Source organism: Collinsella sp. 1033st1_E11_1033SCRN_220408, assembly GCF_039062465.1.
Lineage (GTDB): Bacteria > Actinomycetota > Coriobacteriia > Coriobacteriales > Atopobiaceae > Parolsenella.
The window spans coordinates 132,669-155,453 of the sequence record NZ_JBCLNF010000002.1 but is presented as its reverse complement, the minus strand read 5'-3'; the positions used below and the strand labels follow the sequence as shown (position 1 = coordinate 155,453).

Sequence of the window (22,785 nt, the reverse complement as noted above, 5' to 3'; positions counted from 1 at the left end):
CGAGGGCATCCTTCGCGCCCTCGGGGAGCGTGGACTCGTCGCCGCTCTTGGGGGACGCCACGATGAGCCTCGCGAGCTCGCGGACGCCCAGACGCTTCTCCGCTCGAACGCCCCGCGCGACCAGCGCGAGCTCGAGCAGGCCGTGAGGACGATCTGGCGCCTTCGCCAGAACGATGGCTGCCCCTGGGATAGGGAACAGACCCACGCGAGCATCGCGAAGAACATGATCGAGGAGGCCTACGAGGCGGTCGATGCGATTGAAGCCGGTGATGCCGCGCACCTGCGCGAGGAACTTGGCGATGTGCTCATGCAGGTCCTCCTCCACGCCCAGATTGCCGAGGACGCCGGCGAGTTCACCTTTGCCGATGTCTGCCGTGACCTCGACGACAAGCTCGTTCGTAGGCATCCGCACGTGTTTGGCTCCGGCGTGGCCGCGCATGACTCCGCCGAGGTGCTCGATATCTGGAGCAAGGTGAAGCTCGACGAGCGCCGTGACGCGGAGCAGTCCGGCTCGACCTCGAGCCTGCTCGATGCCGTCCCTCGCGCGCTTCCCGCCCTCATGCAGGCGCAGAAGATCTCGAAGAAGGCTGCCAACTGTGGCTTTGACTGGGAGACCACGGACGACGTCTGGGCCAAGGTCGATGAGGAACGCGCGGAGTTCGTCGCGGAGGAGCCGGGTTCCGAGGGTGCGCTCGAGGAGTTCGGCGACGTGCTGTTCTCCGTCGTGAACGTTGCCCGCAAGGAGCACATCGATGCCGAGACGGCGCTGAGGCGTAGCTGCGAGAAGTTCCGCGAGCGTTGGGCCGCCATGGAGAAGGCCGCCGCCGAGAAGGACCAGTCGCTCGCCGACGTCTCTCGTGAAGAGCTTGAGCAGCTCTGGGCCGAAGCGAAGAGGGCTGGTAGGTCTGACTCCTAATCTGTCATAATCGATAAACGCGCGAAAGCGCGACCATAACCGCAACATGTGCCCAAACACAGCAGAAACGAAGCAGACGCCACATGAGTGCAAGTAATTCCATTGTCCTAGGACACTATAACCGCGCGAACACCCGTGCCTCCTCTGGCTACGGGCGCTCCTCAAGTGCGTCGAACCCGAGCTTCAGCTCTTACGAGAGCCTTCGCTCGCGTGAATCGGCGAGCTCCGGCTCGCGAGAGAGCCGTCGCGCGTCCTCCAGCGGCACCTCTGCAGCGTATCGCGACGTACCGCGTCGAGAGCGCGCTCGCGGTGTCGTCGCCGCGAACAAGCCATCCCGCGAGGCCTCCTCTCGTGGCCGTTCGGTGTCCGGCCGTGCCGCGTCCGAGACCCGTCGGCGCACCGCGGGGGAGGGCGAGGGCGGTCGCCGCGCTGCGAACGTCGCCTCGCAGGCGCGGGGAGTGCTCGCCTGGGCGATGGGGCATCGTGCCCTTTCCATCGCGCTCGTTGTCATCATGGCACTCGTGCTCATGCTCTATCCGCCGATCAAGGCCCTCTATGGAGCATCGCGCACCAACGCGCTCCTCTCTACCCAGCTCAGTTCCGTCACCGCCACCAACGACACTCTTCAGGGAGAGGTCGATAACCTCATGACCCGCGAGGGCATCGAGGACGAGGCTCGTCGTCGCGGCTATGTGGCGGAGGGCGATACGCCGGTCGACATGTCGGGCGTCGAGGATTCCGGCGGTGCTTCGAGCGATTCGACCGTCTCGACGGACGAGTCCGCCCCGGCGGCAAGCGACCCCTGGTACGTCTCCGCCCTTGACTTCATCTTTGGATACAATCCCGCCGATCAGGGGGTTTCCCAGTGAGCCGCGTTGCCGTTATCGATATCGGCACCGTGACGGCGCGTCTTGGCGTTGCCGACGTCGTGGCCTCGCGCGTCGAGCGCTGTGCCAAGACGTCGACCATCTGCAGCCTTGGCGAGGGCGTTGCTGAGACGGGCGTGCTCCGCGAGGATGCGTGCGGGCGCGTGCTTTCGTGCGTTGATGGCTATCTGGCCCAGGCTCGCGAGTCTGGCGCCGAGGTGGCGTGCTGCACGCTCACGAGCGCCGCGCGAGACGCTGAGAATTCGAATGTGCTGCTTGATGGCCTCGCGGAGCGCGGCGTTGTCGCTCAGGTCATTCCCGGCGAGGTGGAGGGATCGCTCACGTTCCTCGGCGTGGCCCAGGACTTTCGGGCGTCGCGCATCGTCGTTGCGGATAACGGTGGTGGGTCGACCGAGGTGGCCGTGGGAGTGCTCGACGGCGAGCGGCCCGGCGTGGCGCTCGAGGCTGTGCGTTCGCTGGATGTGGGCTGTCGCCGCGTAACGGACCTCTTCCTCTCTCGCGAGGATCCACCTTCGGCCTCTGCGCTGGAGGAGGCTCGCGCGTTCTGCCGCGAGGCTTTCGAATCCGGCCTCCCCGCCGAGGCGCGCGATCCGGAGTGCCTTGTCTGCGTGGGTGGTACGGTCACGACGCTTGTCGCCATCGACGCGAGGCTCGACCCCTATGACCCTGCGTTCGTCCATCTTCAAACGCTTACGCTTGACGAGGTGGATGGGCTGGTCGGCCGTCTTGCCGCGCTTCCTCTTGAGCAGCGCCGCGGGGTCGTGGGCCTGCAGCCCAAGCGCGCCGGCGTAATCTTGGCGGGTGCCGTCTGCGTGAGCGAGCTCATGCGCGCGTGCCATGCCCGCGAGCTCACCGTGAGCGAGAGCGACCTGCTCTACGGTCTGTCGCTCTCCGCGGCTGCGGCGGCGGATGGGGTTACCGCCCCAGTTTCTTGGACGCCGCAACTCTTCTCTTTGCGCTAAGGTAGTCAGCGCGCGACTTTGCGGCATGATGCGTGACGGCGCGATAAGGGTGCCAAGCACTTTCACGTGACGATGGCGCCACATGATATGGGGGCGTGGCGGAATTGGCAGACGCAGGGGCCTTAAAAGCCCTCGCCGGAAGGCTTGTGGGTTCGAATCCCACCGCCCCTACCAGACGAAAAAAGCGGGACGACGGCTCTGTGGCTGTCGTCCCGCTTTCCATGAGGAGCGAGTTTGGGGCACGCGCGCTTGCTGGCCCTGGTGTGGGTGCCGCGCTCCGGCTGTCCGCGCCGGGCGCAGGCTAAGAGCAAGCCGACGCACGGGCGCGGCTGGGTGCGCGCATGAGCGCGAGCAGGGAGCGCTCTGAGGCGCTGGTGTCGCCTCCCGTGAGGAACGGCGTGCCGTTCACGTACGGGATATCGAGGGTGCCGGGGATGAGCGTGACGGCGATGAGGAAGTCATGAGTCTCAGCGAGCGCCGGGACATCAGCCATCTTGCACGGGGTGACGTCATAGGTGCCGGCGAACCCGTGAGAATCGAGAATCTGACAGACGCGGTCGCGTACCGCAGACGAGGTGCAAATGCCCGTGCCGCAGGCCATGAGGATGTGCTTCATTGCCGTCCTTCTAAAACGACAGATACCTGGCGACTCGTGGAGGTGTGATTGCGAGTTCGTTTATGGCGTGGCACGTGCGCTCAGGCGTAAATACAATTCGACAAGCGCGTACTTTAGCCGTTTCTCTCCCGTTTGTGTAGGGGTTTATTTGCGCGGGTCGCTGCCGTTCGCCGAATCGTATGGCGGTGGAGCGGGCGGCTCGCGGTCCTTATATGGCGAGAATAGGCGAATGATTAGCGAATCTTGCCAATAAACAGCAGGTAGGAGTAGGCGTACATCGCGATGCATCCCCCAAGGCAGACCACGCTGATCGCCGCTGCGGCAACACCATCCGAGATGTAGGGTCCCGCGAAGCCAAATGCCGCGACGGCTATGCCCATGAGCACGAAGCACTTGCCGCCAAAGCGCTGGGTGCGGCGCCAGTTCTCCGGGTCATTGAGCGCCCAGGGGGTCTTCACTCCCATGGTGTAGTTCTGGCCGATGCGGGGCATATAGTTGCCGATGCCAACGAGCAGCGCGCCAATCAGCACGGAGACGATGACGTTCGTGGAGCCCTTGGCTGCGATCACGCCCCAGATGGTAAGCTCGGGAAGCCAGCTGACGGCGATCATAAGCAGGGTAAAAACGACAACGAAGCGCTGGTAGAACTTCCCGGCGCGGGCATAGCCATTGCCCTTGGGATCGATGAGCGGAATCACGCAGAAGAGGACGAGCATCCCGAGGGGCAGCGCGCCCAAGGCAGTTGCCGTCCAGCTCGGCCCCCAGCCGTTAATCTCGCCGCCAGCGCCCCAGTGGGTGGGTATTTGTGCGGGCAGGCTTGGAAGCGCGATGAGATGCGCGATGACGTTCGCGACGGAAAGCGCGGCGAGCGCGATGAGGCAGTTGCGAGAGATGAGGTTCCGGGCGCTGCCGTTGTTGGTGCTATTCATGAGAGTCCTCCGTAAAGCCAAGGAACCAACCAATCAGATCCTGCATGACGGTGGTGTTGAGGCTATAGACGATGTTCTGGCCGTGGCGCTCGTCCGTGACGAGGCCGGCAGCCTTGAGCGTTGCCAGGTGGTGGCTGAGTGTTGGCTTGCTGACGTCAAAGTTCCGGGCGAGCTCACCCGCCGTGAGGTCGCCCGACTTGAGTAGCTCGAGAATGCGTCTGCGCGTTGGGTCAGCGAGCGCCTTGAATCCCTCTCCTGCCATAACGCCTCCTTAGTGAGGTATCCGCGTTCCTCTCGGCAATTAGATAGTTAGACAAACATCTAACAACAGAGGAGTATACAGACGTCGTATGGGAAGTCAACGGGTGGATTTTGCGTTTGCGGAGTGCGGCGTGACGTCTCGCATGTCCACGCGACGCGCCGCTCCGCAGCTCCATGCGGCGCACCGCGTAAAAAAGAAGCAGGCCAGAGGCTCGAATTCCTCTGACCTGCTGCAATGTCTGGTGCCCCCAGCGGGATTCGAACCCGCGATATCCACCTTGAAAGGGTGGCGTCCTGGGCCGCTAGACGATGGGGACGGCGAACGAGAGTATATCAGAGCATGCGGCTTGTTATGCCGCGCTTTACGCAATTCGCAATGAGACCCGGCTTTGGCGTGCGCCGAAGGATGCTGGTGCGAATTCGGTGCTCCACCTACCAGTCGAGGTCGTTATCGCGTGCGAATTTCTCTGCCTGCGCGGCGAAGCCATCCTGCGCGGTCGCCCATGCGAGGAAGTCGGGCGTGTCCATCACGACGGAATCGCACTCGTGAACGGCGAGCGCCGCTTCCTCAAAGCTGCCCGGTTCAAAAGCGGGGCGATCGGGGAGGTACCCTTCGACGAACGTTGGCCGAAGAAGGGCGTAGGCGCCGCCTCGGCATAGGCTTGTGTACCCACGAAGGGCGCGACGAGCGGCGGGCATGCGGTCGAGTTTAAACATGAGTAGCGTGCGTGCGAGGTGGTTCCACGCGTTGCCCTGCCTGCCGAATCGTGCGTCGAGGGCATCGAAGCCCTTCTCGTCCTCAAGGCGCGCGAGTGCGATTGCCCAGGTATATCGAGCGCCGAGCTGGTCTGTGGGGTCGAGCTCGATGAGGCGCTCGCACGTTTTGCAGGCGTTCTTATAGCGGGCGGTCTCGAGCCTCGCGCGAGCGATGGAGCTTAGGAGGCGCAGACGAGGGCGCGCGAAGACGTCGTCCCACTCGGAGACGGTGGCGAGAGGGGCCTCGTCACCATCAGACGTGGGGTCATCTGCCCCCAGCGCGGACGGGGAGGCGTTGCCTTCCTTCTCCCTCGGCTCCGTATCAAGTTCGATCTCATTGGCGAGCTTCAGGAGCGCCGCCAGCGAGGCGTCGGGGTCCTTGGCGCCAAGCATGGCAGCGATCGTGCGAGCGTCGAGGCAATCCCCGTCAATGGAGATCGCCTCCGCGCATGCCGTACGAAGCTTGTCGAGCCTGCGATTGCGGGAGGATTCGTACCCCTCGTCGTCAAGAAACTCCTCCTCCGCCTGGGCGAGGTCGTTGGCGGCGAGTGCGTCGGCAAGGTGCTTGAACGCGACGTCTCCCTTGTGCTCGAGGAATGAATCGGGGTCTCTCGTGACGGCAAGCCTGAGCTCGTCGAAGGCGTCCTCCGAGAGCTTGCCGAGTTTTTCAGCGCGTCGCCATGACAGGCGGTCAATCAGCTCGTCCGCGTATCTCATGACTGGCCCTCCTTGAGCGTCGGGTCGATTGCGACCTCGCGAGCGTAGGCCTCGGCGACATCGGGCCTCGAAGAGACCCATGAGCCAAGCGTGCCGCGCTCATTGGCGTCGAAACCTTCCTGCAGCAGGACTGTCGCCTCGGAGGTAGCGAGGATGAGCTCGTCTTCGCTCCCGGGCGCGACGCAGATGCGGCAGAAGATGCCGTCCGGTAGGTCATCCTGGCGAGTGAGCGTGGTCCCCGCGTTGGGATATGCCGCTATGATCGCGCGAATCTCCTCCTCGGCGGCATCACGGTCCTCCCGCTTGAAGGCGAGGGCCATGCGCGCGAGGGAATACCAGGCGGCGCCGGGCAGGGGGCCGTTGCCGGCGGCCTTACGGGCATCGGCGTAAAGCGACGCGAATGTCTCTTCGTCCTCGAGCTTTGCGTATGCGATGGCGAGCGTGAGGCGCACGCCAACAGGGTCGCTCGGGTCGAGCTCGAGCGCCTCGTTGGCGAGCCGTATGCCAAGACGGTAGCGGCCGCAGACGAGTGCGTTGGATGCTTCGATGGCAATCCAGCGGAGATAGGGGCGGAAGGCAAGCAACGTGGCGACATCCTTGAGGTCGCCCTCGGGAAGCTCGTATGAAGCCGCGTCGCGTTCGCACGCCTCGCGAACGCTGGCGGCGTTGTCTGCAAGGTAGCGGTGGTAGGCGGTGGGGGATCCGCTTGACGCGGCGGCAAGCATGCGGCGTGCGTCATGGCACGAGGGGTCTAGGTCGAGCGCCTCGTTGAGGCATTTGCGCGCTTCGAGGATGATTTTCTGCGCGGCGGAATCATCCGTGGCGAAGGGCAACTGGTAGTCAATGAGGTCGCTCGCCTTGACCACGAGGTGGAAGGCGCGGTCTGCGTCCGTTTGCGGAAGTGAGTCCCTGTTGGAGCGATAGCGACGAGCGAAATCCGCCGCGGCGCGCGCGGCGCCAAAGGGATCTCGAGGGTCGAGATCGCGGGCAAAGCGCACGCTCAGGCGCTGGTAGTCTTCAAAATGTGGATCGATGGACATGCTCTCCTCCTTTGAATCTATGGTAGCAAGGAGAACGTTTGACCTGCGACGGGACGGGCGTTTCTCCCGCCTTTGCCGCGCGGCCTTGGCAGCGCTTGTCTCGGCGTCGCCTCCCACCGAGCGATGGGGGCGATTGTTCGAGCTGCATAAACCGCGTGAGATAGTCTTAAGAGCGCGTGAAACTACATAATTTCTGCATAATGTTACGCGTCTGTTTCCAATGTTATTCAGTAAGCATCTTTTTGTTGACACTGTCGGGCCACGCGACGAAGATGCTGAACCATCCACTGGGGATGGCGCGTGGGGATACGCGCCAAGGTGAATCAGGAGTACATCGCAATGAACAAGCAGCTATCCATTATTGAGGTCGTCATTATCTAAGACGGGTGGCTGAATGCGAGCCGCCCGAATCTTCGGGCGGCCTTATGAGGGGCCGCAGGGTGATAAACCCAGCGGCCCCTTTTCTTGTCTCGCGATTTTCTCTTGGAACGGAAGGAGCTTTTTGTGAACGGAATCGCTGTTATGGTCGTTTGTGCAGCCGTGCTCTTTGCCGGCTACATGCTTTATGGTCGCTGGCTGGCCAATAAGTGGGGCGTCGACGTGAGCGCCGTCACCCCGGCTCGTCGTATGGAGGATGGCAACGCCTTCTCCCCGGCCTCTGCCTTCACCGTCTTCTCGCACCAGTTCAGCTCGATCTGCGGCGCCGGCCCTGTTACGGGCACCATCGTCGCCATGGCCTTCGGCTGGCTGCCCGTCGTCCTGTGGGTTCTCGTCGGCGGCATCTTCTTCGGCGCCGTCCACGACTTTGGCGCCCTCTATGCCTCGATGAAGAACAACGGCAAGTCGCTCGCTCAGCTCGTTGACAAGTACATTGGCAAGACTGGCCGCCGCCTGTTCCTGCTCTTCTGCTGGCTCTTCTGCATCATCGTCATCGCTGCCTTCACCTCGATGGTCTGCGGCACGTTTGCCCAGTCCGCCAAGGCTTCCGACGCCGTGAACTACGCCGCCGCCTCCACGGGCACGATCTCGATCCTGTTCACGTTCGTCGCTATCGCCTTTGGCTGGGCCCGCAACAAGTTCAACCTTACGGGTGCTGCCGAGTTCGCCGTCGCCGTCGTCATGGTCGTTGCCATGTTCGCCGTCGGCATGGTTGCCCCGCTGCGTCTCGGCACCAACGCCTGGATCGCCATCGTCATGGTCTACCTGGTCTTTGCCGGCGCCATGCCCATCCAGACGCTCAAGCAGCCGCGCGATTACCTCACGACCATCATGATGCTCACCATGATCGTCTGCGCCGTCTTCGGCATCGTCGTCCTCGGCGTCAACGGTCAGGCTACGATGACCGCCCCGATGTTCACTGGCTTCTCCACGAAGTCCGGAATGATGTTCCCCGTCCTGTTCGTCTCCGTCGCTTGCGGCGCCCTCTCTGGCTTCCACAGCCTCGTTTCCTCTGGCACCTCCTCCAAGCAGGTCTCTAACGAGGCCGACGCCGTGAAGGTCGGCTATGGCGCGATGGTCCTCGAGTCCTTCGTCGGCATCCTCGCCATCGTCGTCGCTGGCATCATGTGGTCTACGGTCAACACCCTTGGTGCCGATGGCGCTGAGGTGGGCACGGCCTTCCAGGTCTTCGCCCGTGGCGTCGCCAAGGGCATGACCGCCTTCGGCGTCGATAGCACCGTCGCCACCGTGTTCATGCAGATGAACGTCTCCGCCCTCTGCCTGACCTCGCTTGATGCCGTTGCCCGTATTGCCCGCACCTCCTTCTCCGAGTTCTTCGCTTCCTCCAACGACGCTCTGGCCATCGACTCCAAGAGCGGTGCCATGAAGGTCCTCGGCAACCCCTGGTTCGCCACGGTCGTCACGCTGGTTCCGGGCCTGGCCCTCACCTTCGGCGGCTACCTCAACATCTGGCCGCTCTTCGGCGCCTCTAACCAGCTGCTCGGTGGCATGACGATGATCACGCTCGCCGTGTTCTGCAAGTGCACCGGCCGCAAGGGTTGGATGCTCTACGTGCCCGTCGCGTTCCTGCTGGTCTGCACCTTCACCTCGCTCGTTCAGAGCGCCCTCGGCTGCTACGCCGCCGTCTCCGCCTATGGCTTCTTTGGCACCATCCCTGCCACCGAGACCACCGCTGCCGTGTCCGTGGCCGCCACTAAGGGCCTGCAGCTCGTCTTCGCCGTCCTGCTGATGGTCCTCGGCCTCATCGTTGCCGTGAACTGCCTCAAGGAGCTCTTCGGCAAGGAGGCCGGCTCCATGCCCGACGAGCAGCCCGAGTGGACCGAGCTCGGCCGCGAGCACGTCTCCGCTTCCGCTGGCAAGGGTGCCGCTTCTGGCACCGCTGCCACCGAGAAGGCCTAGGCGCTCGACTCCTGACGCCACTCTCGTCGAGAGGGCCTAGGCGCTCGATTCCTAGCGCCGCTCTCGCCGTGAAGGCGTAGGCGCTTCACATCCAGGCGCCGCCTTCGTCGAGAAGGCGTAGACGCTTCGCATCCTCCTCATTTCCATCGCCGACTTATCGACTCGCAGCCGGCTTTGGTGGGCCCGCATCCTCGTGGTGCGGGCCTTTTTTGTGCGCTTGCTTGGCGTGTGCTTGGTGCGCGGGGACGCCGTGGGAGGACTACGCCTTCACGTGTTGGCGGCCTGCCGACATCGGAGCACTGGCATGTGGCACATGACACACATAAGCGCTCCAAGTGCGACAAAGCGCGCGCCCGCGTGCCATGGGGCCGCCTGAGGTTGGGACGACCGGGACCCTGGCGCTCCTTCGACACATATAAGTGTCCTAAGCGCGACGAAACTGAGCGGCGGCGGTTGGCCATGCAATCCGTGGCGACAAATTGCACGCTTAAACGGATTGAATGCCTGTATCTATGCCGAAGCGTCGCTACGGATTCGGCGGGGCGTAGTGCGACTCTTATTTCGACGCGCAAAGGACGGGGGTGCGGCGTTCCTGCACGCTGGCTCCATTGCTGCGGCGTTATTGCGCGCTGCGCGGGCCTTGAGCGTGCAGAAGCGCCATGCCAACGGGCGGGACGTGTAAAAGCGCCACGGTAGCGAGAAGAGCGGCGCGGCGCGGCGGGCGGGGCGGCGAGGGGAACGGCGCAGCGAGACGCGGCGCAGCGAGGGGGGGACGGCGCGGCCTCGCACCCGGGCTATCCCGTACGCCTCCACCCTCGCGCCCCACGCCCGGGCCGCCTCGCGCAGCTGTCCCCGCGCCCGGGCCGCCTCGTGTGGCTGCCCCTGTGCCCCACGCCCGGGCCATCCCGGACTCTGTGCCTATCCGACGTTCTGCTCCCACCCCGCGCTTCACAACGACTGTCCACTGATTTCGAGCTTGTGTCGATAGGGAGAAGGCAAGCCGCGGGCGCGTATACTTGAAAAAACATGCAACTTGAGGGGGCGTTATGGATCAGGAAGTCGAGAAGAACGTCGAAAACGAGGGAGTGCCTGTTGAGGAGTCCCTTGAGGAACGTCTTCAGCGGGCAATCGCGATCACTGCTCCCGGCACTGCCGTGCGTCGTGCGCTTGACATGATCATTGCCGGCCACCTCGGCGCGCTCATTTGCGTGGGCGACACGGAGACCGTTCTCGGCGCTGGCAATGACGGCTTCCCCCTGAACATATCCTTTACCGCGAACCGTCTCTTCGAGCTCTCGAAGATGGACGGTGCCATCGTCGTCGACCGCGACCTTACCCAGATCCTTCGCGCGAACTTCCACCTGAACCCGGACCCGAGCCTCCCCACGAGCGAGACGGGCATGCGTCACCGCACCGCCGCTCGTATGAGCCTTCTCACGAAGGCGCTCGTGATTTCGGTCTCGGAGCGCCGCCAGGTCGTCAACCTATATGTGGGGGGTAGGTCCTTCCAGCTCAAGAGCGTCCCGCAGCTTATGGCGAGCGCCTCGCAGCTCATCACCACCCTCCAGACCACGCGCCAGTCGCTCGACCGTGCCCTGCTGCGCCTCTCCACGCTCGAACTCGACAACTACGTCACCCTTGCGGATGTCACGACGATCCTCAACTACTTCGAGACCCTCATGACCGCCGCGGACGAGCTCGATCGCATCGTCGATCAGCTGGGCAGCGAGGGTCGCACCGTCGAGATGCAGCGCGAGCAGCTCGCTGGTGACATGGACCACGAGTACCTTCTCATGATCCGCGATTATGCCCGCGATTCCTCGGAGGAGAACGCCGAGGCAATCCGCGCCAAGCTCCACGCCGCCGCGCCCTCGCAGTGGCGTTCTCCCAATCGTGTCGCCAAGGTACTCGGCTACGATGACCTGCACGAGGATAGCGTCCTCGTGCCGCTGGGCCTGCGCACGCTCAATCGTGTCTCGGTCGTTCGCGAGGGCATGGCCGATAAGATCGTCGACGAGTACGGCAACCTTCGCGAGCTCATGGACGACATCGAGCAGAATCCCAACCGCCTGGGCGAGCTGGGCGTCAGGAACCCGAACATCCTCACGGATAGCCTCTATCGCATGTGGGGCAAGAAGGAGTAGCGATGGACGCGAGCCTCATCAATACTTCTGCGCCTGATACCTGCGCCGTTATCGCTGCCGGTGGCCTTGGCATGCGTTTTGGCGATCCGCACGGCAAGCAGTATGTCGAGCTTTGCGGCTTGCCGGTCCTGTGCTGGTCCATTGCCGCGTTCGACGACGCGCCCTCCGTGGGCGCCATTGTGGTCGTGTGCCCGAGGGGTCGCGTTGACGAGACTCGCGCTGCCGTGGGCCGTCTTGCGCCCGCCACGCCCGTTGTCTACGTTTCCGGCGGAGCGACTCGCCAGGAGAGCTGTCTTGCGGGCATCCGTGCGATTCCCGAGGGCTACGAGTTCGCCGCCATCCACGACGGAGCTCGTCCCCTCATCGAGCCGGAGACGATTGAGCGCGTCATTGCCCGCGTTCGCGATGACGCCTCCATAGCCGGAGCCATCTGCGCTCACCCCTCCGCTGACACGCTGAAGATTGTGGAGGACGGCGTCGTGTGTTCGACGCCGGAGCGCTCGCGTTACTGGGCTGTGCAAACTCCGCAGGTATTTCGCCTGGATGAGGTTCGTGCCGCGCACGAGCGCGCCGCGAGCGAGGGCTTTTTGGGCACGGACGATTCCTCCCTCGTCGAACGCATGGGCGGGGTCGTTGCTTGTGTCGAAAGCCCGAGTGACAACATGAAGGTTACGGTGCCCGAGGACCGTCTTCCCATTGAGGCCATCCTCAGACAGAGGCTTGCGGCGCGTCACGCGGGTTCCACGCGTATGGTGGGTGATGCCTCATGACGTTGAGGATCGGACACGGCTATGACGTCCACAAGCTCGTTGAGGGCAGGAAGCTTATCCTCTGCGGCGTCGAGATTCCCCACAAGTTGGGGCTTCTCGGCCATTCGGACGCGGATGTCGCCACGCATGCCGTAGCAGATGCCATCTTGGGCGCCACGCGCCTGGGAGACCTCGGCAAACTATTCCCCGACACAGATCCGGCCTATGCCGGTGCCAACTCGCTCGAGCTCCTCGCCCAGGTCATGCGCCTCGCGCGTGAGCGTGGCTATGAGCTCCTGGACTGCGACTGTACGATCGCCGCCCAGGCGCCCAAGCTTGCGCCCCATCGAGAGCAAATGCGCGCGAACCTCGCGCAGGCACTTGGCGTGGGAGTCGAGAGCGTGGGTGTGAAGGCCACCACTACCGAGCGTCTTGGGTTCGTCGGGCGCGAGGAGGGGATGGCAGCCTGGGCGGTCTGCATCATGGAAGACGCACGCTAGAGCTACCCCTCGTTCACCCATTCGTAACCCGGCTTTGTTGGTCCCGCGCTATTCTGTGGGGCCATACTCTGGTTACGAGCGAGGGGAAAGCACCCAGGCACAAGTTAGGATCAGCATGTTTGATCGCATCCGCGAGGACATCGCGACCTTCAGGTCTCATGACCCGGCCGCGACCTCAACCATATCCATCCTGCTCAATTCGCCCGGCATGCGTGCCATCTGGGCGTATCGGCGCCAGCACTGGCTGTGGACTCACGGGCACAAGCTCCTCGCGCGCACGCTTTCCACCTGGAGTCGCCACCGCTTCGGCGTGGAGATCCACCCGGGAGCGACCATCGGCCGCCGCTTCGTCATCGACCACGGCATGGGCATCGTCGTGGGGGAGACGACCATCATCGGCGATGATTGCCAGCTCTACCAGGGCGTGACCCTTGGTGGAACCGGCAAGGAGGGCGGCAAGCGCCACCCGACGCTTGGCAACAACGTCGTGGTGGGCGTAGGCGCGTCTGTTCTTGGCAACATCACGCTTGGCGACAATGCCAAGGTTGGCGGAGGGGCCGTCGTTGTGCGCGACGTCCCGGCCGACTGCACGGTCGTCGGAATTCCCGGTCACGTCACCACAAAGGGAGGCGTGCGCGTGCGTACTGCCGCGGGCGACCGTCTCACCTGCATTTCGATGGCGGACCAGTCTACAATTGACAAGATTATCCGTGAACGCGAGGACGTAGAGCACCGCGAGTACCTTCCCGATCCCATCGATCGCACGGTCGACGACCTCGCCTCGAAGGTGGAGCGCCTCGAGAGGCGAATCGCCGAGCTGGAGAGCCAGCTTCAGGACAAGGAGTAGCCAATGCTCGTCTATAACACCCAACTTCACAAGAAGGTCGAGCTTACGCCCATCGAGCCCGGCAAGATTCGCATGTACGTCTGCGGCCCCACCGTCTATGACCAGATTCACGTCGGCAACGGCCGCACGTTCCTGGCCTTTGACGTCATCCGCCGTTACCTCATGTACAAGGGCTACCAGGTCACCTTCGCCCAGAATCTGACCGACGTGGACGACAAGATCATCAAGCGCGCCAACGAGCAGGGCCGCACCTCCGAGGACGTCGCGAGCGAGTTTTCCGATGCCTTCATCGAGCAGATGCACCGCATGGGCGTCCTCGACCCGGATATCCGCCCGCGTGCCACGCAGGAGATCGAGGCCATGATCGAGATGATCTCCGGCCTCATCGAGCAGGGCCACGCCTATGCGCCCGGCAATGGCGACGTCTACTTCTCTGTCCGCAGCGATCCCAGCTACGGCACCGTGTCCGGTCGTAACATCGACGAGCTCAAGGTCGGTGCCCGCATCGAGGCCAACGAGGAGAAGGACGACCCTCTGGACTTCGCCCTCTGGAAGGCAGCCAAGCCGGGCGAGCCCATGTGGGACTCCCCGTGGGGCAAGGGTCGTCCGGGCTGGCACACCGAGTGCTCCGCGATGGTCCATCGCTACCTGGGCACCCCGATTGACATTCACGGCGGTGGCCAAGATCTGCAGTTCCCGCACCACGAGAACGAGTACGCGCAGGCCATGTGCTGCTGGCACGAGCCTCTGGCTAACGTGTGGATGCACTCGGGCATGCTCCTCATCAACGGCGAGAAGATGTCGAAGAGCCTCGGCAACTTCTACACGCTCAAGGAGGTTCTCGACAAGTATCCGGCGGATGCCGTGCGCCTGCTGATGCTTCAGACCCACTATCGCTCGCCGCTCGACTTCTCCTTCGATCGCCTCGATGGCGCCGTGGGCACGCTCGAGCGCGTGCGTGGCGCCGTTGCCAACCTCCGTTGGGCTGCGGAGAGCTCGAGCGCGAGCGGCCATGAGCTTAATGACGCGGATCGCGCCTTCGGCAAGGCCGTGGATGACGCTGCCGCCGAGTTCACCCGCCAGATGGATGATGACTTCAATACCGCCGGCGCTCTCGCTGCGCTCTTTGGTCTCGTTACGGCTTCGAACACCTACCTTGACGAGGCCGGCGCGAACGTTGCCGGTTCCGTGGCCCTTCGCGCCTCGGACACGCTCGTCGAGCTCCTCGGCGTCCTCGGCGTCGAGTCCGTGCGCCCCTCGGCGTCCGAGCTCCCGCACGAGATCGTCGACCTTGCCCGCGAGCAGGCTGGCTATGAGGGCGACGACGCAAACGAGGCGGCGGACGCCCTCGTTGCCGCTCGCGCCGAGGCTCGTGCCGCCAAGAACTGGGGCGTTGCCGACGCCATCCGTGACGGCATCGCCGCCCTTGGTCTTGTCGTCGAAGACACGGCTGCCGGCACGCGCATCAAGAGCGCCCAGAAGGAGGACTAGGAATGGCACGTCGATCCGGCGGACGCCCTGCGTCCCGTGACAACCGCTCGGTTTCCGGTCAGCGCCAGGGCGGCCCTTCTAAGGGCCGTGGCGGGGCTGGCGGCCGTTCGACCCAGGGTGGCGGCAGGGGCCGTGGCGCCGGGGTTCGCGGGGGCGCTCCTGCGCGTTCCCAGCGCCCGCAAAAGCGCGATGCCGATACCCAGTCTGCGCAGAGTCGCCGCTCCGACCGCTCCCGCGCCGGTTCGAAGGGCGACCTCATCGAGGGTCGTCGTGCCGTTGCGGAAGCCCTCGAGCTGGGTCTGCCCGTTTCTCGCGCCTTGATCCAGAAGGACCAGGGCGGCGCCGACCAAGCACTCGCAGACCTCGCCCGCACCTTTGAGGCCGCTGGCGTCGAGGTCGAGCGAGTCGCCAAACCGATCCTCGATTCGCTCTCCTCGCACGGCGCCCACCAGGGCGTCATGGTCAAAGTGCGCCCCTATCGCTATGCGTCCCTGGCAGATGTCATCGCTCGGGCGGGGGAGGGCAACGCCCTCGTCATCGTCCTCGACCACGTGACGGACGAAGGCAACTTCGGAGCCATCGTGCGCACGGCAGAGATCGTGGGGGCGGCAGGCGTCGTCATCGCGAACGCTCGTGCCGCCCGCGTTGGCGTGGGTGCCTACAAGACGAGTGCCGGCGCGGTCATGCATCTGCCCATTGCGCAGGTATCCAACCTCGCGACGGCCCTTGACGAGCTCAAGGAGCATGGTTTCTGGGCCGGTGGTGCCACCGAGCACGCGCATGACGTCATTTGGGATGCGCCGGTTCACGGGCGCCTTGCGCTCGTCATGGGCTCTGAGGGCTCCGGTATCTCGCGTCTCGTGCGCGAACACTGCGACTTCGAGTTCCGCCTGCCCCAGCGCGGCGTCGTCGAGTCCCTGAACGTCGCCCAGGCCACCACGGCAATCGCGTACGAGTGGCTTCGCCGCGACATGACTCAGGCGGAGGCTGCAGGCGGAGCTGCTGATGTCGCGGCGGCCGCTGACGCCTGGGACGCGACGGACGAGGTCGTCTTCGACGAGTCGGGCTACGACCTGCCCGATACGAGCGATTTCGACTTCTAGGTGGCGCACGTGGCTAAGCGTTCCAAGAACGAGCTTCTCGTCGTTGACGGCTACAACGTTATATTCGGCACCCCGCGGTACAAGGAGCTCGCAGACGAGCCTGAGCCTGGCTCTCGCGACGGCGACCCCTTCGAGCGCGCTAGAGACATGCTCGTGGGCGACGTCGCCGCCTTTGCCCAGGGTCGCTACGACCCTGTCATCGTCTTTGACGCTGCCGGAAACGTGAACCCGGAACACCCTGAGCTCAGGCGTGCCGGCGTGCGCATGATCTTCTCACCCACGGGCGTCACGGCGGATTCCGTCATCGAGAAGCTCGTGACCGATTGCCGCCGAGAGATGCGCGAGGTAACGGTTGTGACCTCAGACAATGCGATTAGGGCGACGGTCGGTGGAATTCCCGTGACTCGAATCTCGAGCTCGATGCTCGCTCACGAGATAGATACGCTCGATGCCGAGCGCGAGGTGGACGTGGCAGATCGAAGCCACGGCCGTCTTACGGTGGAGGACCGCCTCGACCCCAAGACACTTGCGGCGCTCAACGCGCTGTTGGGGAGGTAGCCGAAACGGCTTGATTCAGCTACCATGCAAGAACGCGGCTTGTCCGCGAATGCGTGCCAACGTAGCTCAATGGTAGAGCCCCTGTCTTGTAAACAGGCCGTTGTAGGTTCAATTCCTATCGTTGGCTCCATGATCTGGCGAAGCGGGACGACGTGCCGAGAAGGCTGTCGTCCCGCTTTTATTGCTCCTAGCGAGAAGTGAAGGAAATGTGAAGGTGGCCGGCTTCCCCATTTCTGTTGACAATATTTTCTCAGCCTTGTAATATCTCTTCCGCTGCGAGGGGCGACGGCCCCAGACGGCGGCTTGAAAACGGTATGGGGATGTGGCACAGCGGCAACTGCGGCGGACTGTAAATCCGCTCCCTCTGGGTTCCTTGGTTCGAGTCCAAGCATCCCCACCATGCCCGTGTAGCTCAGTAGGTAGAGCACTTCGTTGGTAACGAAGAGGTCACCGGTTCGAATCCGGTCGCGGGCTCCATTCAAGCACGGCGGTGTAGCTCAGTTGGTTAGAGCACGCGGTTCATACCCGCGGCGTCACTGGTTCGAATCCAGTCACCGCTACCAGAGCCCTCGCGGCGTCGAGCAATCGGCGCCGCTGGACATATTAATAGGCAAAAAGGCCGTCAAGGCCTAAAGCTAGCATCCATGAGGAGGATGGCAAATGGCCAAGGAGAAGTTTGAGCGCACTAAGCCGCACGTGAACATCGGTACGATTGGTCACGTTGACCACGGCAAGACCACGCTGACGGCTGCTATCACCAAGGTCCTCTCTGAGACCGAGGGCTGCAAGGCCGACTTCACCGCGTTCGAGAACATCGACAAGGCTCCCGAGGAGCGCGAGCGTGGCATCACCATCTCCGTCGCTCACGTCGAGTACGAGACGGCTGCCCGTCACTACGCCCACGTTGACTGCCCGGGCCACGCTGACTACGTCAAGAACATGATCTCCGGCGCTGCTCAGATGGACGGCGCTATCCTGGTCATCGCCGCCACCGACGGCCCCATGGCTCAGACCCGCGAGCACATCCTTCTCGCCCGTCAGGTCGGCGTGCCCTACATCGTCGTCTTCCTGAACAAGTGCGACATGGTCGACGATGAGGAGCTCATCGATCTCGTCGAGATGGAGACCCGTGACCTCCTCTCCGAGTACGACTTCCCCGGCGACGACATCCCCGTCATCCGTGGTTCCGCTCTCGGCGCCCTCAACGGCGACCCGAAGTGGATGGACTCCGTCCGCGAGCTCATGAAGGCCGTCGACGAGTACATCCCGACGCCCGCCCGTGACAACGAGAAGCCGTTCCTGATGGCCATCGAGGACGTCATGACCATCTCCGGTCGTGGTACCGTTGCCACCGGTCGTGTCGAGCGCGGCGAGCTCAAGCTCAACGAGCCGGTCGAGATCGTGGGCATCAAGCCGACGCAGAACTCCGTTGTCACCGGCATCGAGATGTTCCGCAAGACCATGGACTTCTGCGAGTCCGGCGACAACGTCGGCCTGCTTCTCCGCGGCATCAAGCGCGAGGACATCGAGCGTGGCCAGGTCATCTGCAAGCCCGGCACCGTTACCCCGCACTCCAAGTTCACCGCTGAGGTCTACGTTCTGACCAAGGAGGAGGGCGGCCGTCACACCCCGTTCTTCACCAACTACCGTCCGCAGTTCTACTTCCGCACCACGGACGTCACCGGCTCCATCGTCCTCCCCGAGGGCGTCGAGATGGCCATGCCGGGCGACCACGTCACCATCGAGGCTGACCTCATCCACGGCATTGCCATGGAGGAGGGTGACCGCTTCGCTATCCGTGAGGGTGGTCACACCGTCGGCGATGGTCGTATCGCTACGATCATTGAGTAGATCTAGGTTTTCCTAGCGACTACTGGGCCCGGTGCCGCTTGGTACCGGGCCTTTTCTTGTGAAGGTTCTGTCGAGACGCGAGGACTTTCTTCCATTACAGTCTCTTCGTGTTGACAAACCCAATGACACACTGGTAACATTCTCGCTCGCGCCATGGCTGAGATAGTCTTGGCCATGACCCATCAGGAGGAAAGCAATGCGTACCATGGTTACCCTCGCCTGCACTGAGTGCAAGCGCCGCAATTACACCACGGACAAGAACAAGCAGAACAATCCTGAGCGCATGGAGCTCAAGAAGTACTGCCCGTGGTGCCGCAAGCACACCCTGCACAAGGAGACCCGCTAGTCTCCAACACCCCACAGGCCAGTAGCTCCAATGGTAGAGCGGCGGTCTCCAAAACCGTTTGTTGTGGGTTCGAGTCCTACCTGGCCTGCCAGCAACTTCACCGGCCTCCCATTGGGGGAGGCCGGTTTCTATGATTGTACGAAGCCCGCCCGAAGGGAATGAGCATGGCCAACAAGGATCGCCAGAAGAGGAGCGTGCGCAAGGCGCGTGCCGCCGAGCGTAAGGAGCTCGAGGAGAAGCACGCCATTTCCTCGGCCAATGGCTCCAAGAAGGCAACCCCGGCGCCTGCTAAGGCTCAGGCCAAGAAGAGCGAGCCCAAGAAGGTCGGCTTCTTCGGTCGTATCAAGAATTGGTTCAAGGATGTCAAGACCGAGATGGGCCGCGTCACCTGGCCGTCCAAGTCCGAGCTCAAGAACTATTCTGTCGCGGTCATTGCCATGCTCGTCGTCTTCGGCGTCGCTGTTTGGCTTGTCGACACTGGTGTCGTCGCCGCTCTCATCGGCTTTACCGGACTGAGGGGTTAAGACTATGGCGAAGCGTTGGTATGTCGTTCACACCTACTCTGGCTATGAGAACAAGGTTAAGAACGACCTTGAGCACCGCATCGAGACCTACGGCCTCGAGAACGTCGTTGTCGACATCAAGATCCCGACCGAAGAGGTCACTGAGATCAAGGACGGCGGCAAGCGCGAGACGAAGGAGAGCAAGGTCTTCCCGGGCTATGTTCTCGTTCGTATGGAGATGGACGACAACTCCTGGTCTGTCGTTCGCAACACCCCTGGCGTGACCGGCTTCGTTGGCGTTGACGGCAAGCCTGCTCCGCTTTCTCGCGAAGAGTTCAACAAGATCATGCGCCGCAGCACGCCTCGCGCGGGTACTCCGGTGCCGCACCGCACCGCGACCAACCTTGAGCCCGGCATGACCGTCCGCGTGCTCTCTGGCCCCCTTGCTGACTTTGATGCTCAGGTCACCGAGGTCAACGCCGAGGCCGGCAAGGTCAAGGTCGTTATGATGATCTTTGGCCGCGAGACGCCCGCCGAGCTTACGCTCGACCAGGTCAGCGTCATCGCCTAAGACTGGCAATCCCGCGGGCCTCTTTCGGTGAGGAAAGCTTCTGAGGACCGCGCACTAGATAGCTCGCTTTAAACACGTTATTCAATCAGGAAGGTATGACCATGGCTGAGAAGAAGGTTGTTAACCTCATCAAGCTCCAGATTCCCGCCGGCGCTGCTAACCCCGCGCCCCCGATCGGCCCGGCCCTCGGTGCCGCCCAGGTCAACATCATGCAGTTCTGCCAGGCGTTCAATGCCGCCACGGCAGACAAGAAGGGCGACATCATCCCCGTTGAGATCAGCGTCTATGAGGATCGTTCCTTCACCTTCATCTGCAAGACCCCGCCTGCGGCTCACCTGATCAAGAAGACCCTCGGCCTCAAGGGCGGCTCGGGCGTTCCCCAGCGTGACAAGGTCGGCCAGCTCACCCAGGAGCAGCTCACCCAGATCGCTGAGACCAAGATGCCGGATCTCAACGCCAACGACATCGAGGCCGCCAAGAAGATCATCGCTGGCACCGCTCGTTCCATGGGCGTCACCATCGCTGAGTAGCTTTTTCGCTTTGCCTCGTCCGTTTTCGGGCGAGGCTTTGCCCTGACTGGGCACCTAGGTAATCCGCCGGCGTAAGTCGGTTCAAGCGCGGTCTTGTGACCGCACGATGTGGGAGGGCGTCAGCCCGTTGACCACATGGAGGAAAGAACATGTCTAAGCACGGTAAGAAGTACGCTGCCGCCGCTGCCAAGGTTGAGGCCGGCAAGCTCTACACCCCGAAGGCCGCCGCGGAGCTCGTCAAGGAGATCTCCTTCGCCGGTTTCGACGAGACCATCGAGGCCACCTTCCGCCTCGGCGTCGACACCCGCAAGGCTGACCAGAACATCCGTGGCTCCATCGCGCTGCCCCACGGCACCGGCAAGACCGTCCGCGTTGCCGTCTTCGCCGAGGGCGAGCAGGCTCGTGCCGCCGAGGAGGCCGGCGCCGACATCGTTGGCTCCGACGACCTCGTCGCTCAGATTCAGGCTGGCAACATCGACTTCGACGCTGCCATCGCCACCCCGCCGATGATGGCCAAGGTCGGTCGTCTCGGTAAGGTCCTCGGCCCCCGTGGCCTCATGCCGAACCCCAAGCTTGGCACCGTCACCATGGACGTCGCCAAGATGGTCGGCGAGCTCAAGGCCGGTCGTGTCGAGTATCGCGCTGACCGCTACGGCATCTGCCACGTCCCGGTGGGCCGTGTGTCCTTCCCGGTCGAGCAGATCGTCGAGAACTACGGCGCTCTCTACACCGAGATTCTCCGCGTGAAGCCCGCCACCGCCAAGGGCAAGTATGTTAAGTCCATCGCCCTTGCTTCCACCATGGGCCCTGGCGTCAAGGTTGACTCTTCCGTCACCCGCGCCTTCCTCGAGGCCTAAATCTCACCTAACGTGCGCCGCATAATCGGCGTGTAGGAGATTTGAATTTGATGCAGCCGCTTGACTCTTAGTCAGGCGGCTGCAATCATATTGACTGTTCAGCACATAGCACGTCCGCTGCCAGAGACAGCCGGTGCCCAATCGGGCCTAAGGGGTTCGTCCCGCCTGCCGAGGTGGTCCAACGAGTGAAACTCTTGCGACCCCGTCTGGCCAAGCGCCGGCGGGGTCTTTTGTTCTCCTCGAGCGAAGTCCCGCCTACTGGCGAGACGTGCACGTTCGCTCGAGGGGAGGTGCAACTATGCCAGCCAAGTCCAAGATCGATATGCTCGAGAAGGTCAACAAGTCCCTGGAGGCTTCCAGCGGACTATTCGTCATCGACTATCGCGGCCTCTCCGTCAAGGAGTCGCAGGAGCTTCGTCACGCTCTTCGTGAGGCGGGCGCGGAGATGAAGGTCTACAAGAACAACATCGTCCGTCTCGCGCTCAAGAACGCCGACATGCCCGCGATTGATGACTGCCTCGAGGGCACCGTCGCCTGCGTGTTCTACGAGAGCGACCCTGCCGCCGCTGCCAAGGCCATTAAGGAGACCTCCAAGAAGCTCAATAAGATTGAGTTCCGTGGTGGTATCACCGATGGTCAGGTCGTCTCCGCTGAGGAGGTCATCGCTATCGCTGACCTTCCCTCCAAGGAGCAGCTCCTCGGCCAGATCGCCGGTCTCATCAACGGTTTCGCGCGCGACATCGCCGTGTGCGTCAACGGTGTTTCCTCCGGTCTCGCCCGCTCGATCCAGCAGGTTTCCGAGCAGAAGGCTGCCTAGGCAGTCTTGCGGCCTAGCCGCAACCCGTAGGCGCAATCGCGCTTCGGATCAGACTAACCTCATGCAAGCTGCATGAGCCACGAAAGGAATTTAGCAATGGCTAAGCTCACCACCGATGAGATCATCGACGCCCTTAAGGAAATGACCCTTCTCGAGGCTTCCGAGCTCGTCAAGGCCATCGAGGACACCTTTGGTGTCTCCGCCGCCGCTCCTGCCGCCGTCGTCGCCGCCCCTGCCGCCGGCGAGGCCGCTGCCGAGGAGAAGACCAACTTCGACGTCGTGCTCGAGGGCTTCGGCGACAACAAGATCGCCGTCATCAAGGTCGTCCGCGAGCTCACCAGCCTTGGCCTGAAGGAGGCCAAGGAGGTCGTCGAGTCCGCCCCCAAGGCCGTCCTCGAGGGCGCCAAGAAGGAGGACGCCGAGGCTGCCAAGGAGAAGCTCGAGGCTGCCGGCGCTGCCGTCTCCCTTAAGTAACT

Annotated in this window: 24 protein-coding genes and 7 tRNA genes; 25 read left to right on the top strand and 6 right to left on the bottom strand. The window is 63.2% G+C overall.

The genetic code is table 11. From position 1 onward, the window contains the following. The first annotated feature begins 7 nt into the window (after window positions 1-7). The 4 genes from mazG (at window position 8) to ABCN07_RS02690 (ending at window position 2,939) form a co-directional block, all read left to right on the top strand. A complete protein-coding gene (gene mazG / locus ABCN07_RS02705; protein ID WP_343005414.1) occupies window positions 8-916 on the top strand; it encodes a nucleoside triphosphate pyrophosphohydrolase in 909 nt (302 codons plus the stop codon). A gap of 83 nt (window positions 917-999) precedes the next feature. Further along, window positions 1,000-1,785 (top strand): hypothetical protein, encoded by a 786-nt coding sequence (locus ABCN07_RS02700; RefSeq protein WP_343005267.1) that lies wholly within the window; start codon window positions 1,000-1,002, stop codon window positions 1,783-1,785. Continuing rightward, entirely contained in the window at window positions 1,782-2,765 is a 984-nt protein-coding gene (locus tag ABCN07_RS02695; RefSeq protein ID WP_343005266.1) for a phosphatase, read from the top strand. Before ABCN07_RS02700 ends, ABCN07_RS02695 begins: the two co-directional genes overlap by 4 nt. Window positions 2,766-2,854: 89 nt before the next feature. Next, window positions 2,855-2,939 (top strand) — tRNA-Leu (locus tag ABCN07_RS02690). Window positions 2,940-3,066: 127 nt separating this feature from the next. Here the strand turns inward: ABCN07_RS02690 and ABCN07_RS02685 are convergent. From ABCN07_RS02685 to ABCN07_RS02660, 6 genes are all read right to left on the bottom strand, one after another. Then, window positions 3,067-3,381, bottom strand: coding sequence for a PTS sugar transporter subunit IIB (locus ABCN07_RS02685; RefSeq protein WP_343005265.1), 315 nt, complete (start codon window positions 3,379-3,381; stop codon window positions 3,067-3,069). A gap of 233 nt (window positions 3,382-3,614) precedes the next feature. Further along, window positions 3,615-4,310, bottom strand: coding sequence for an SdpI family protein (locus ABCN07_RS02680; RefSeq protein WP_343005264.1), 696 nt, complete (start codon window positions 4,308-4,310; stop codon window positions 3,615-3,617). Then, window positions 4,303-4,572 carry an autorepressor SdpR family transcription factor gene (locus ABCN07_RS02675; RefSeq protein WP_343005263.1) on the bottom strand — a complete coding sequence of 90 codons (270 nt, stop codon included), beginning with the start codon at window positions 4,570-4,572 and terminating at the stop codon, window positions 4,303-4,305. The genes ABCN07_RS02680 and ABCN07_RS02675 overlap by 8 nt, the downstream gene beginning before the upstream one ends. Before the next feature lie 239 nt (window positions 4,573-4,811). Continuing rightward, window positions 4,812-4,888, bottom strand: a tRNA-Glu gene (locus tag ABCN07_RS02670). Between the two features lie 115 nt (window positions 4,889-5,003). Then, window positions 5,004-6,044: a hypothetical protein gene (locus ABCN07_RS02665; protein WP_343005262.1), complete on the bottom strand. Its 1,041-nt coding sequence runs from the start codon at window positions 6,042-6,044 to the stop codon at window positions 5,004-5,006. Beyond that, window positions 6,041-7,084, bottom strand: a complete 1,044-nt coding sequence (locus ABCN07_RS02660) for a response regulator receiver protein (protein ID WP_343005261.1) — start codon at window positions 7,082-7,084, stop codon at window positions 6,041-6,043. Before ABCN07_RS02660 ends, ABCN07_RS02665 begins: the two co-directional genes overlap by 4 nt. A 504-nt stretch (window positions 7,085-7,588) precedes the next feature. On the opposite strand from ABCN07_RS02660, the gene ABCN07_RS02655 reads away from it, so the two are divergent. The 21 genes from ABCN07_RS02655 (at window position 7,589) to rplL (ending at window position 22,783) form a co-directional block, all read left to right on the top strand. Further along, a complete protein-coding gene (locus ABCN07_RS02655) occupies window positions 7,589-9,442 on the top strand; it encodes a carbon starvation CstA family protein (protein WP_343005260.1) in 1,854 nt (617 codons plus the stop codon). A gap of 1,046 nt (window positions 9,443-10,488) precedes the next feature. Further along, complete coding sequence (disA, locus tag ABCN07_RS02650; protein ID WP_343005259.1) at window positions 10,489-11,586, top strand: DNA integrity scanning diadenylate cyclase DisA; 1,098 nt, start codon at window positions 10,489-10,491, stop codon at window positions 11,584-11,586. Window positions 11,587-11,588: 2 nt separating this feature from the next. After that, a complete protein-coding gene (gene ispD, locus ABCN07_RS02645; RefSeq protein WP_343005258.1) occupies window positions 11,589-12,356 on the top strand; it encodes a 2-C-methyl-D-erythritol 4-phosphate cytidylyltransferase in 768 nt (255 codons plus the stop codon). After that, window positions 12,353-12,835 carry a 2-C-methyl-D-erythritol 2,4-cyclodiphosphate synthase gene (gene ispF, locus ABCN07_RS02640; RefSeq protein WP_317285415.1) on the top strand — a complete coding sequence of 161 codons (483 nt, stop codon included), beginning with the start codon at window positions 12,353-12,355 and terminating at the stop codon, window positions 12,833-12,835. The genes ispD and ispF overlap by 4 nt, the downstream gene beginning before the upstream one ends. A gap of 115 nt (window positions 12,836-12,950) precedes the next feature. Further along, on the top strand, window positions 12,951-13,682 hold the full coding sequence (gene cysE / locus ABCN07_RS02635; RefSeq protein ID WP_343005257.1) for a serine O-acetyltransferase: 732 nt from the start codon (window positions 12,951-12,953) through the stop codon (window positions 13,680-13,682). A 3-nt stretch (window positions 13,683-13,685) separates the two neighbouring features. Next, window positions 13,686-15,173 (top strand): cysteine--tRNA ligase, encoded by a 1,488-nt coding sequence (gene cysS / locus ABCN07_RS02630; protein WP_343005256.1) that lies wholly within the window; start codon window positions 13,686-13,688, stop codon window positions 15,171-15,173. A 2-nt stretch (window positions 15,174-15,175) separates the two neighbouring features. Continuing rightward, a complete protein-coding gene (gene rlmB, locus ABCN07_RS02625) occupies window positions 15,176-16,276 on the top strand; it encodes a 23S rRNA (guanosine(2251)-2'-O)-methyltransferase RlmB (RefSeq protein WP_343005255.1) in 1,101 nt (366 codons plus the stop codon). 9 nt (window positions 16,277-16,285) lie between these two features. Continuing rightward, complete coding sequence (locus ABCN07_RS02620; RefSeq protein ID WP_293814390.1) at window positions 16,286-16,834, top strand: NYN domain-containing protein; 549 nt, start codon at window positions 16,286-16,288, stop codon at window positions 16,832-16,834. Between the two features lie 55 nt (window positions 16,835-16,889). Beyond that, window positions 16,890-16,964, top strand: a tRNA-Thr gene (locus ABCN07_RS02615). Window positions 16,965-17,150: 186 nt separating this feature from the next. Next, window positions 17,151-17,234: transfer RNA gene (locus ABCN07_RS02610), tRNA-Tyr, on the top strand. 1 nt (window position 17,235) lies between these two features. Beyond that, window positions 17,236-17,311, top strand: a tRNA-Thr gene (locus tag ABCN07_RS02605). A 9-nt stretch (window positions 17,312-17,320) separates the two neighbouring features. Continuing rightward, a tRNA-Met gene (locus ABCN07_RS02600) sits at window positions 17,321-17,397 on the top strand. A 97-nt stretch (window positions 17,398-17,494) separates the two neighbouring features. After that, complete coding sequence (gene tuf / locus ABCN07_RS02595; protein ID WP_343005254.1) at window positions 17,495-18,685, top strand: elongation factor Tu; 1,191 nt, start codon at window positions 17,495-17,497, stop codon at window positions 18,683-18,685. A gap of 196 nt (window positions 18,686-18,881) precedes the next feature. Then, window positions 18,882-19,031 (top strand): 50S ribosomal protein L33, encoded by a 150-nt coding sequence (rpmG, locus tag ABCN07_RS02590; protein WP_293814392.1) that lies wholly within the window; start codon window positions 18,882-18,884, stop codon window positions 19,029-19,031. A 15-nt stretch (window positions 19,032-19,046) separates the two neighbouring features. Beyond that, window positions 19,047-19,122, top strand: a tRNA-Trp gene (locus tag ABCN07_RS02585). Window positions 19,123-19,195: 73 nt separating this feature from the next. After that, window positions 19,196-19,555, top strand: coding sequence for a preprotein translocase subunit SecE (secE, locus tag ABCN07_RS02580; protein ID WP_293814393.1), 360 nt, complete (start codon window positions 19,196-19,198; stop codon window positions 19,553-19,555). Window positions 19,556-19,559: 4 nt separating this feature from the next. Continuing rightward, window positions 19,560-20,105, top strand: a complete 546-nt coding sequence (gene nusG, locus ABCN07_RS02575) for a transcription termination/antitermination protein NusG (RefSeq protein WP_293814394.1) — start codon at window positions 19,560-19,562, stop codon at window positions 20,103-20,105. Window positions 20,106-20,206: 101 nt separating this feature from the next. Next, complete coding sequence (gene rplK, locus ABCN07_RS02570; RefSeq protein WP_293814395.1) at window positions 20,207-20,635, top strand: 50S ribosomal protein L11; 429 nt, start codon at window positions 20,207-20,209, stop codon at window positions 20,633-20,635. 149 nt (window positions 20,636-20,784) lie between these two features. After that, window positions 20,785-21,492, top strand: a complete 708-nt coding sequence (gene rplA, locus ABCN07_RS02565) for a 50S ribosomal protein L1 (RefSeq protein ID WP_343005253.1) — start codon at window positions 20,785-20,787, stop codon at window positions 21,490-21,492. Window positions 21,493-21,790: 298 nt separating this feature from the next. Then, a complete protein-coding gene (gene rplJ, locus ABCN07_RS02560; RefSeq protein ID WP_293814397.1) occupies window positions 21,791-22,309 on the top strand; it encodes a 50S ribosomal protein L10 in 519 nt (172 codons plus the stop codon). 96 nt (window positions 22,310-22,405) lie between these two features. Further along, complete coding sequence (rplL, locus tag ABCN07_RS02555) at window positions 22,406-22,783, top strand: 50S ribosomal protein L7/L12 (RefSeq protein ID WP_073296321.1); 378 nt, start codon at window positions 22,406-22,408, stop codon at window positions 22,781-22,783. Window positions 22,784-22,785: the final 2 nt, after the last annotated feature.

Bases quoted from the DNA above. Each gene is read 5' to 3' on its own strand.
- ABCN07_RS02680 (WP_343005264.1), bottom strand. From the start codon at position 4,310: ATGAATAGCACCAACAACGGCAGCGCCCGGAACCTCATCTCTCGCAAC.
- ispF (WP_317285415.1), top strand. From the start codon at position 12,353: ATGACGTTGAGGATCGGACACGGCTATGACGTCCACAAGCTCGTTGAG.
- tuf (WP_343005254.1), top strand. From the start codon at position 17,495: ATGGCCAAGGAGAAGTTTGAGCGCACTAAGCCGCACGTGAACATCGGT.
- rlmB (WP_343005255.1), top strand. From the start codon at position 15,176: ATGGCACGTCGATCCGGCGGACGCCCTGCGTCCCGTGACAACCGCTCG.
- rplK (WP_293814395.1), top strand. From the start codon at position 20,207: ATGGCTGAGAAGAAGGTTGTTAACCTCATCAAGCTCCAGATTCCCGCC.
- ABCN07_RS02700 (WP_343005267.1), top strand. From the start codon at position 1,000: ATGAGTGCAAGTAATTCCATTGTCCTAGGACACTATAACCGCGCGAAC.
- rplJ (WP_293814397.1), top strand. From the start codon at position 21,791: ATGCCAGCCAAGTCCAAGATCGATATGCTCGAGAAGGTCAACAAGTCC.
- ABCN07_RS02665 (WP_343005262.1), bottom strand. From the start codon at position 6,044: ATGAGATACGCGGACGAGCTGATTGACCGCCTGTCATGGCGACGCGCT.
- ABCN07_RS02660 (WP_343005261.1), bottom strand. From the start codon at position 7,084: ATGTCCATCGATCCACATTTTGAAGACTACCAGCGCCTGAGCGTGCGC.
- cysS (WP_343005256.1), top strand. From the start codon at position 13,686: ATGCTCGTCTATAACACCCAACTTCACAAGAAGGTCGAGCTTACGCCC.
- ABCN07_RS02685 (WP_343005265.1), bottom strand. From the start codon at position 3,381: ATGAAGCACATCCTCATGGCCTGCGGCACGGGCATTTGCACCTCGTCT.
- nusG (WP_293814394.1), top strand. From the start codon at position 19,560: ATGGCGAAGCGTTGGTATGTCGTTCACACCTACTCTGGCTATGAGAAC.
- rplA (WP_343005253.1), top strand. From the start codon at position 20,785: ATGTCTAAGCACGGTAAGAAGTACGCTGCCGCCGCTGCCAAGGTTGAG.
- cysE (WP_343005257.1), top strand. From the start codon at position 12,951: ATGTTTGATCGCATCCGCGAGGACATCGCGACCTTCAGGTCTCATGAC.
- rpmG (WP_293814392.1), top strand. From the start codon at position 18,882: ATGCGTACCATGGTTACCCTCGCCTGCACTGAGTGCAAGCGCCGCAAT.
- rplL (WP_073296321.1), top strand. From the start codon at position 22,406: ATGGCTAAGCTCACCACCGATGAGATCATCGACGCCCTTAAGGAAATG.
- disA (WP_343005259.1), top strand. From the start codon at position 10,489: ATGGATCAGGAAGTCGAGAAGAACGTCGAAAACGAGGGAGTGCCTGTT.
- secE (WP_293814393.1), top strand. From the start codon at position 19,196: ATGGCCAACAAGGATCGCCAGAAGAGGAGCGTGCGCAAGGCGCGTGCC.
- ispD (WP_343005258.1), top strand. From the start codon at position 11,589: ATGGACGCGAGCCTCATCAATACTTCTGCGCCTGATACCTGCGCCGTT.
- ABCN07_RS02675 (WP_343005263.1), bottom strand. From the start codon at position 4,572: ATGGCAGGAGAGGGATTCAAGGCGCTCGCTGACCCAACGCGCAGACGC.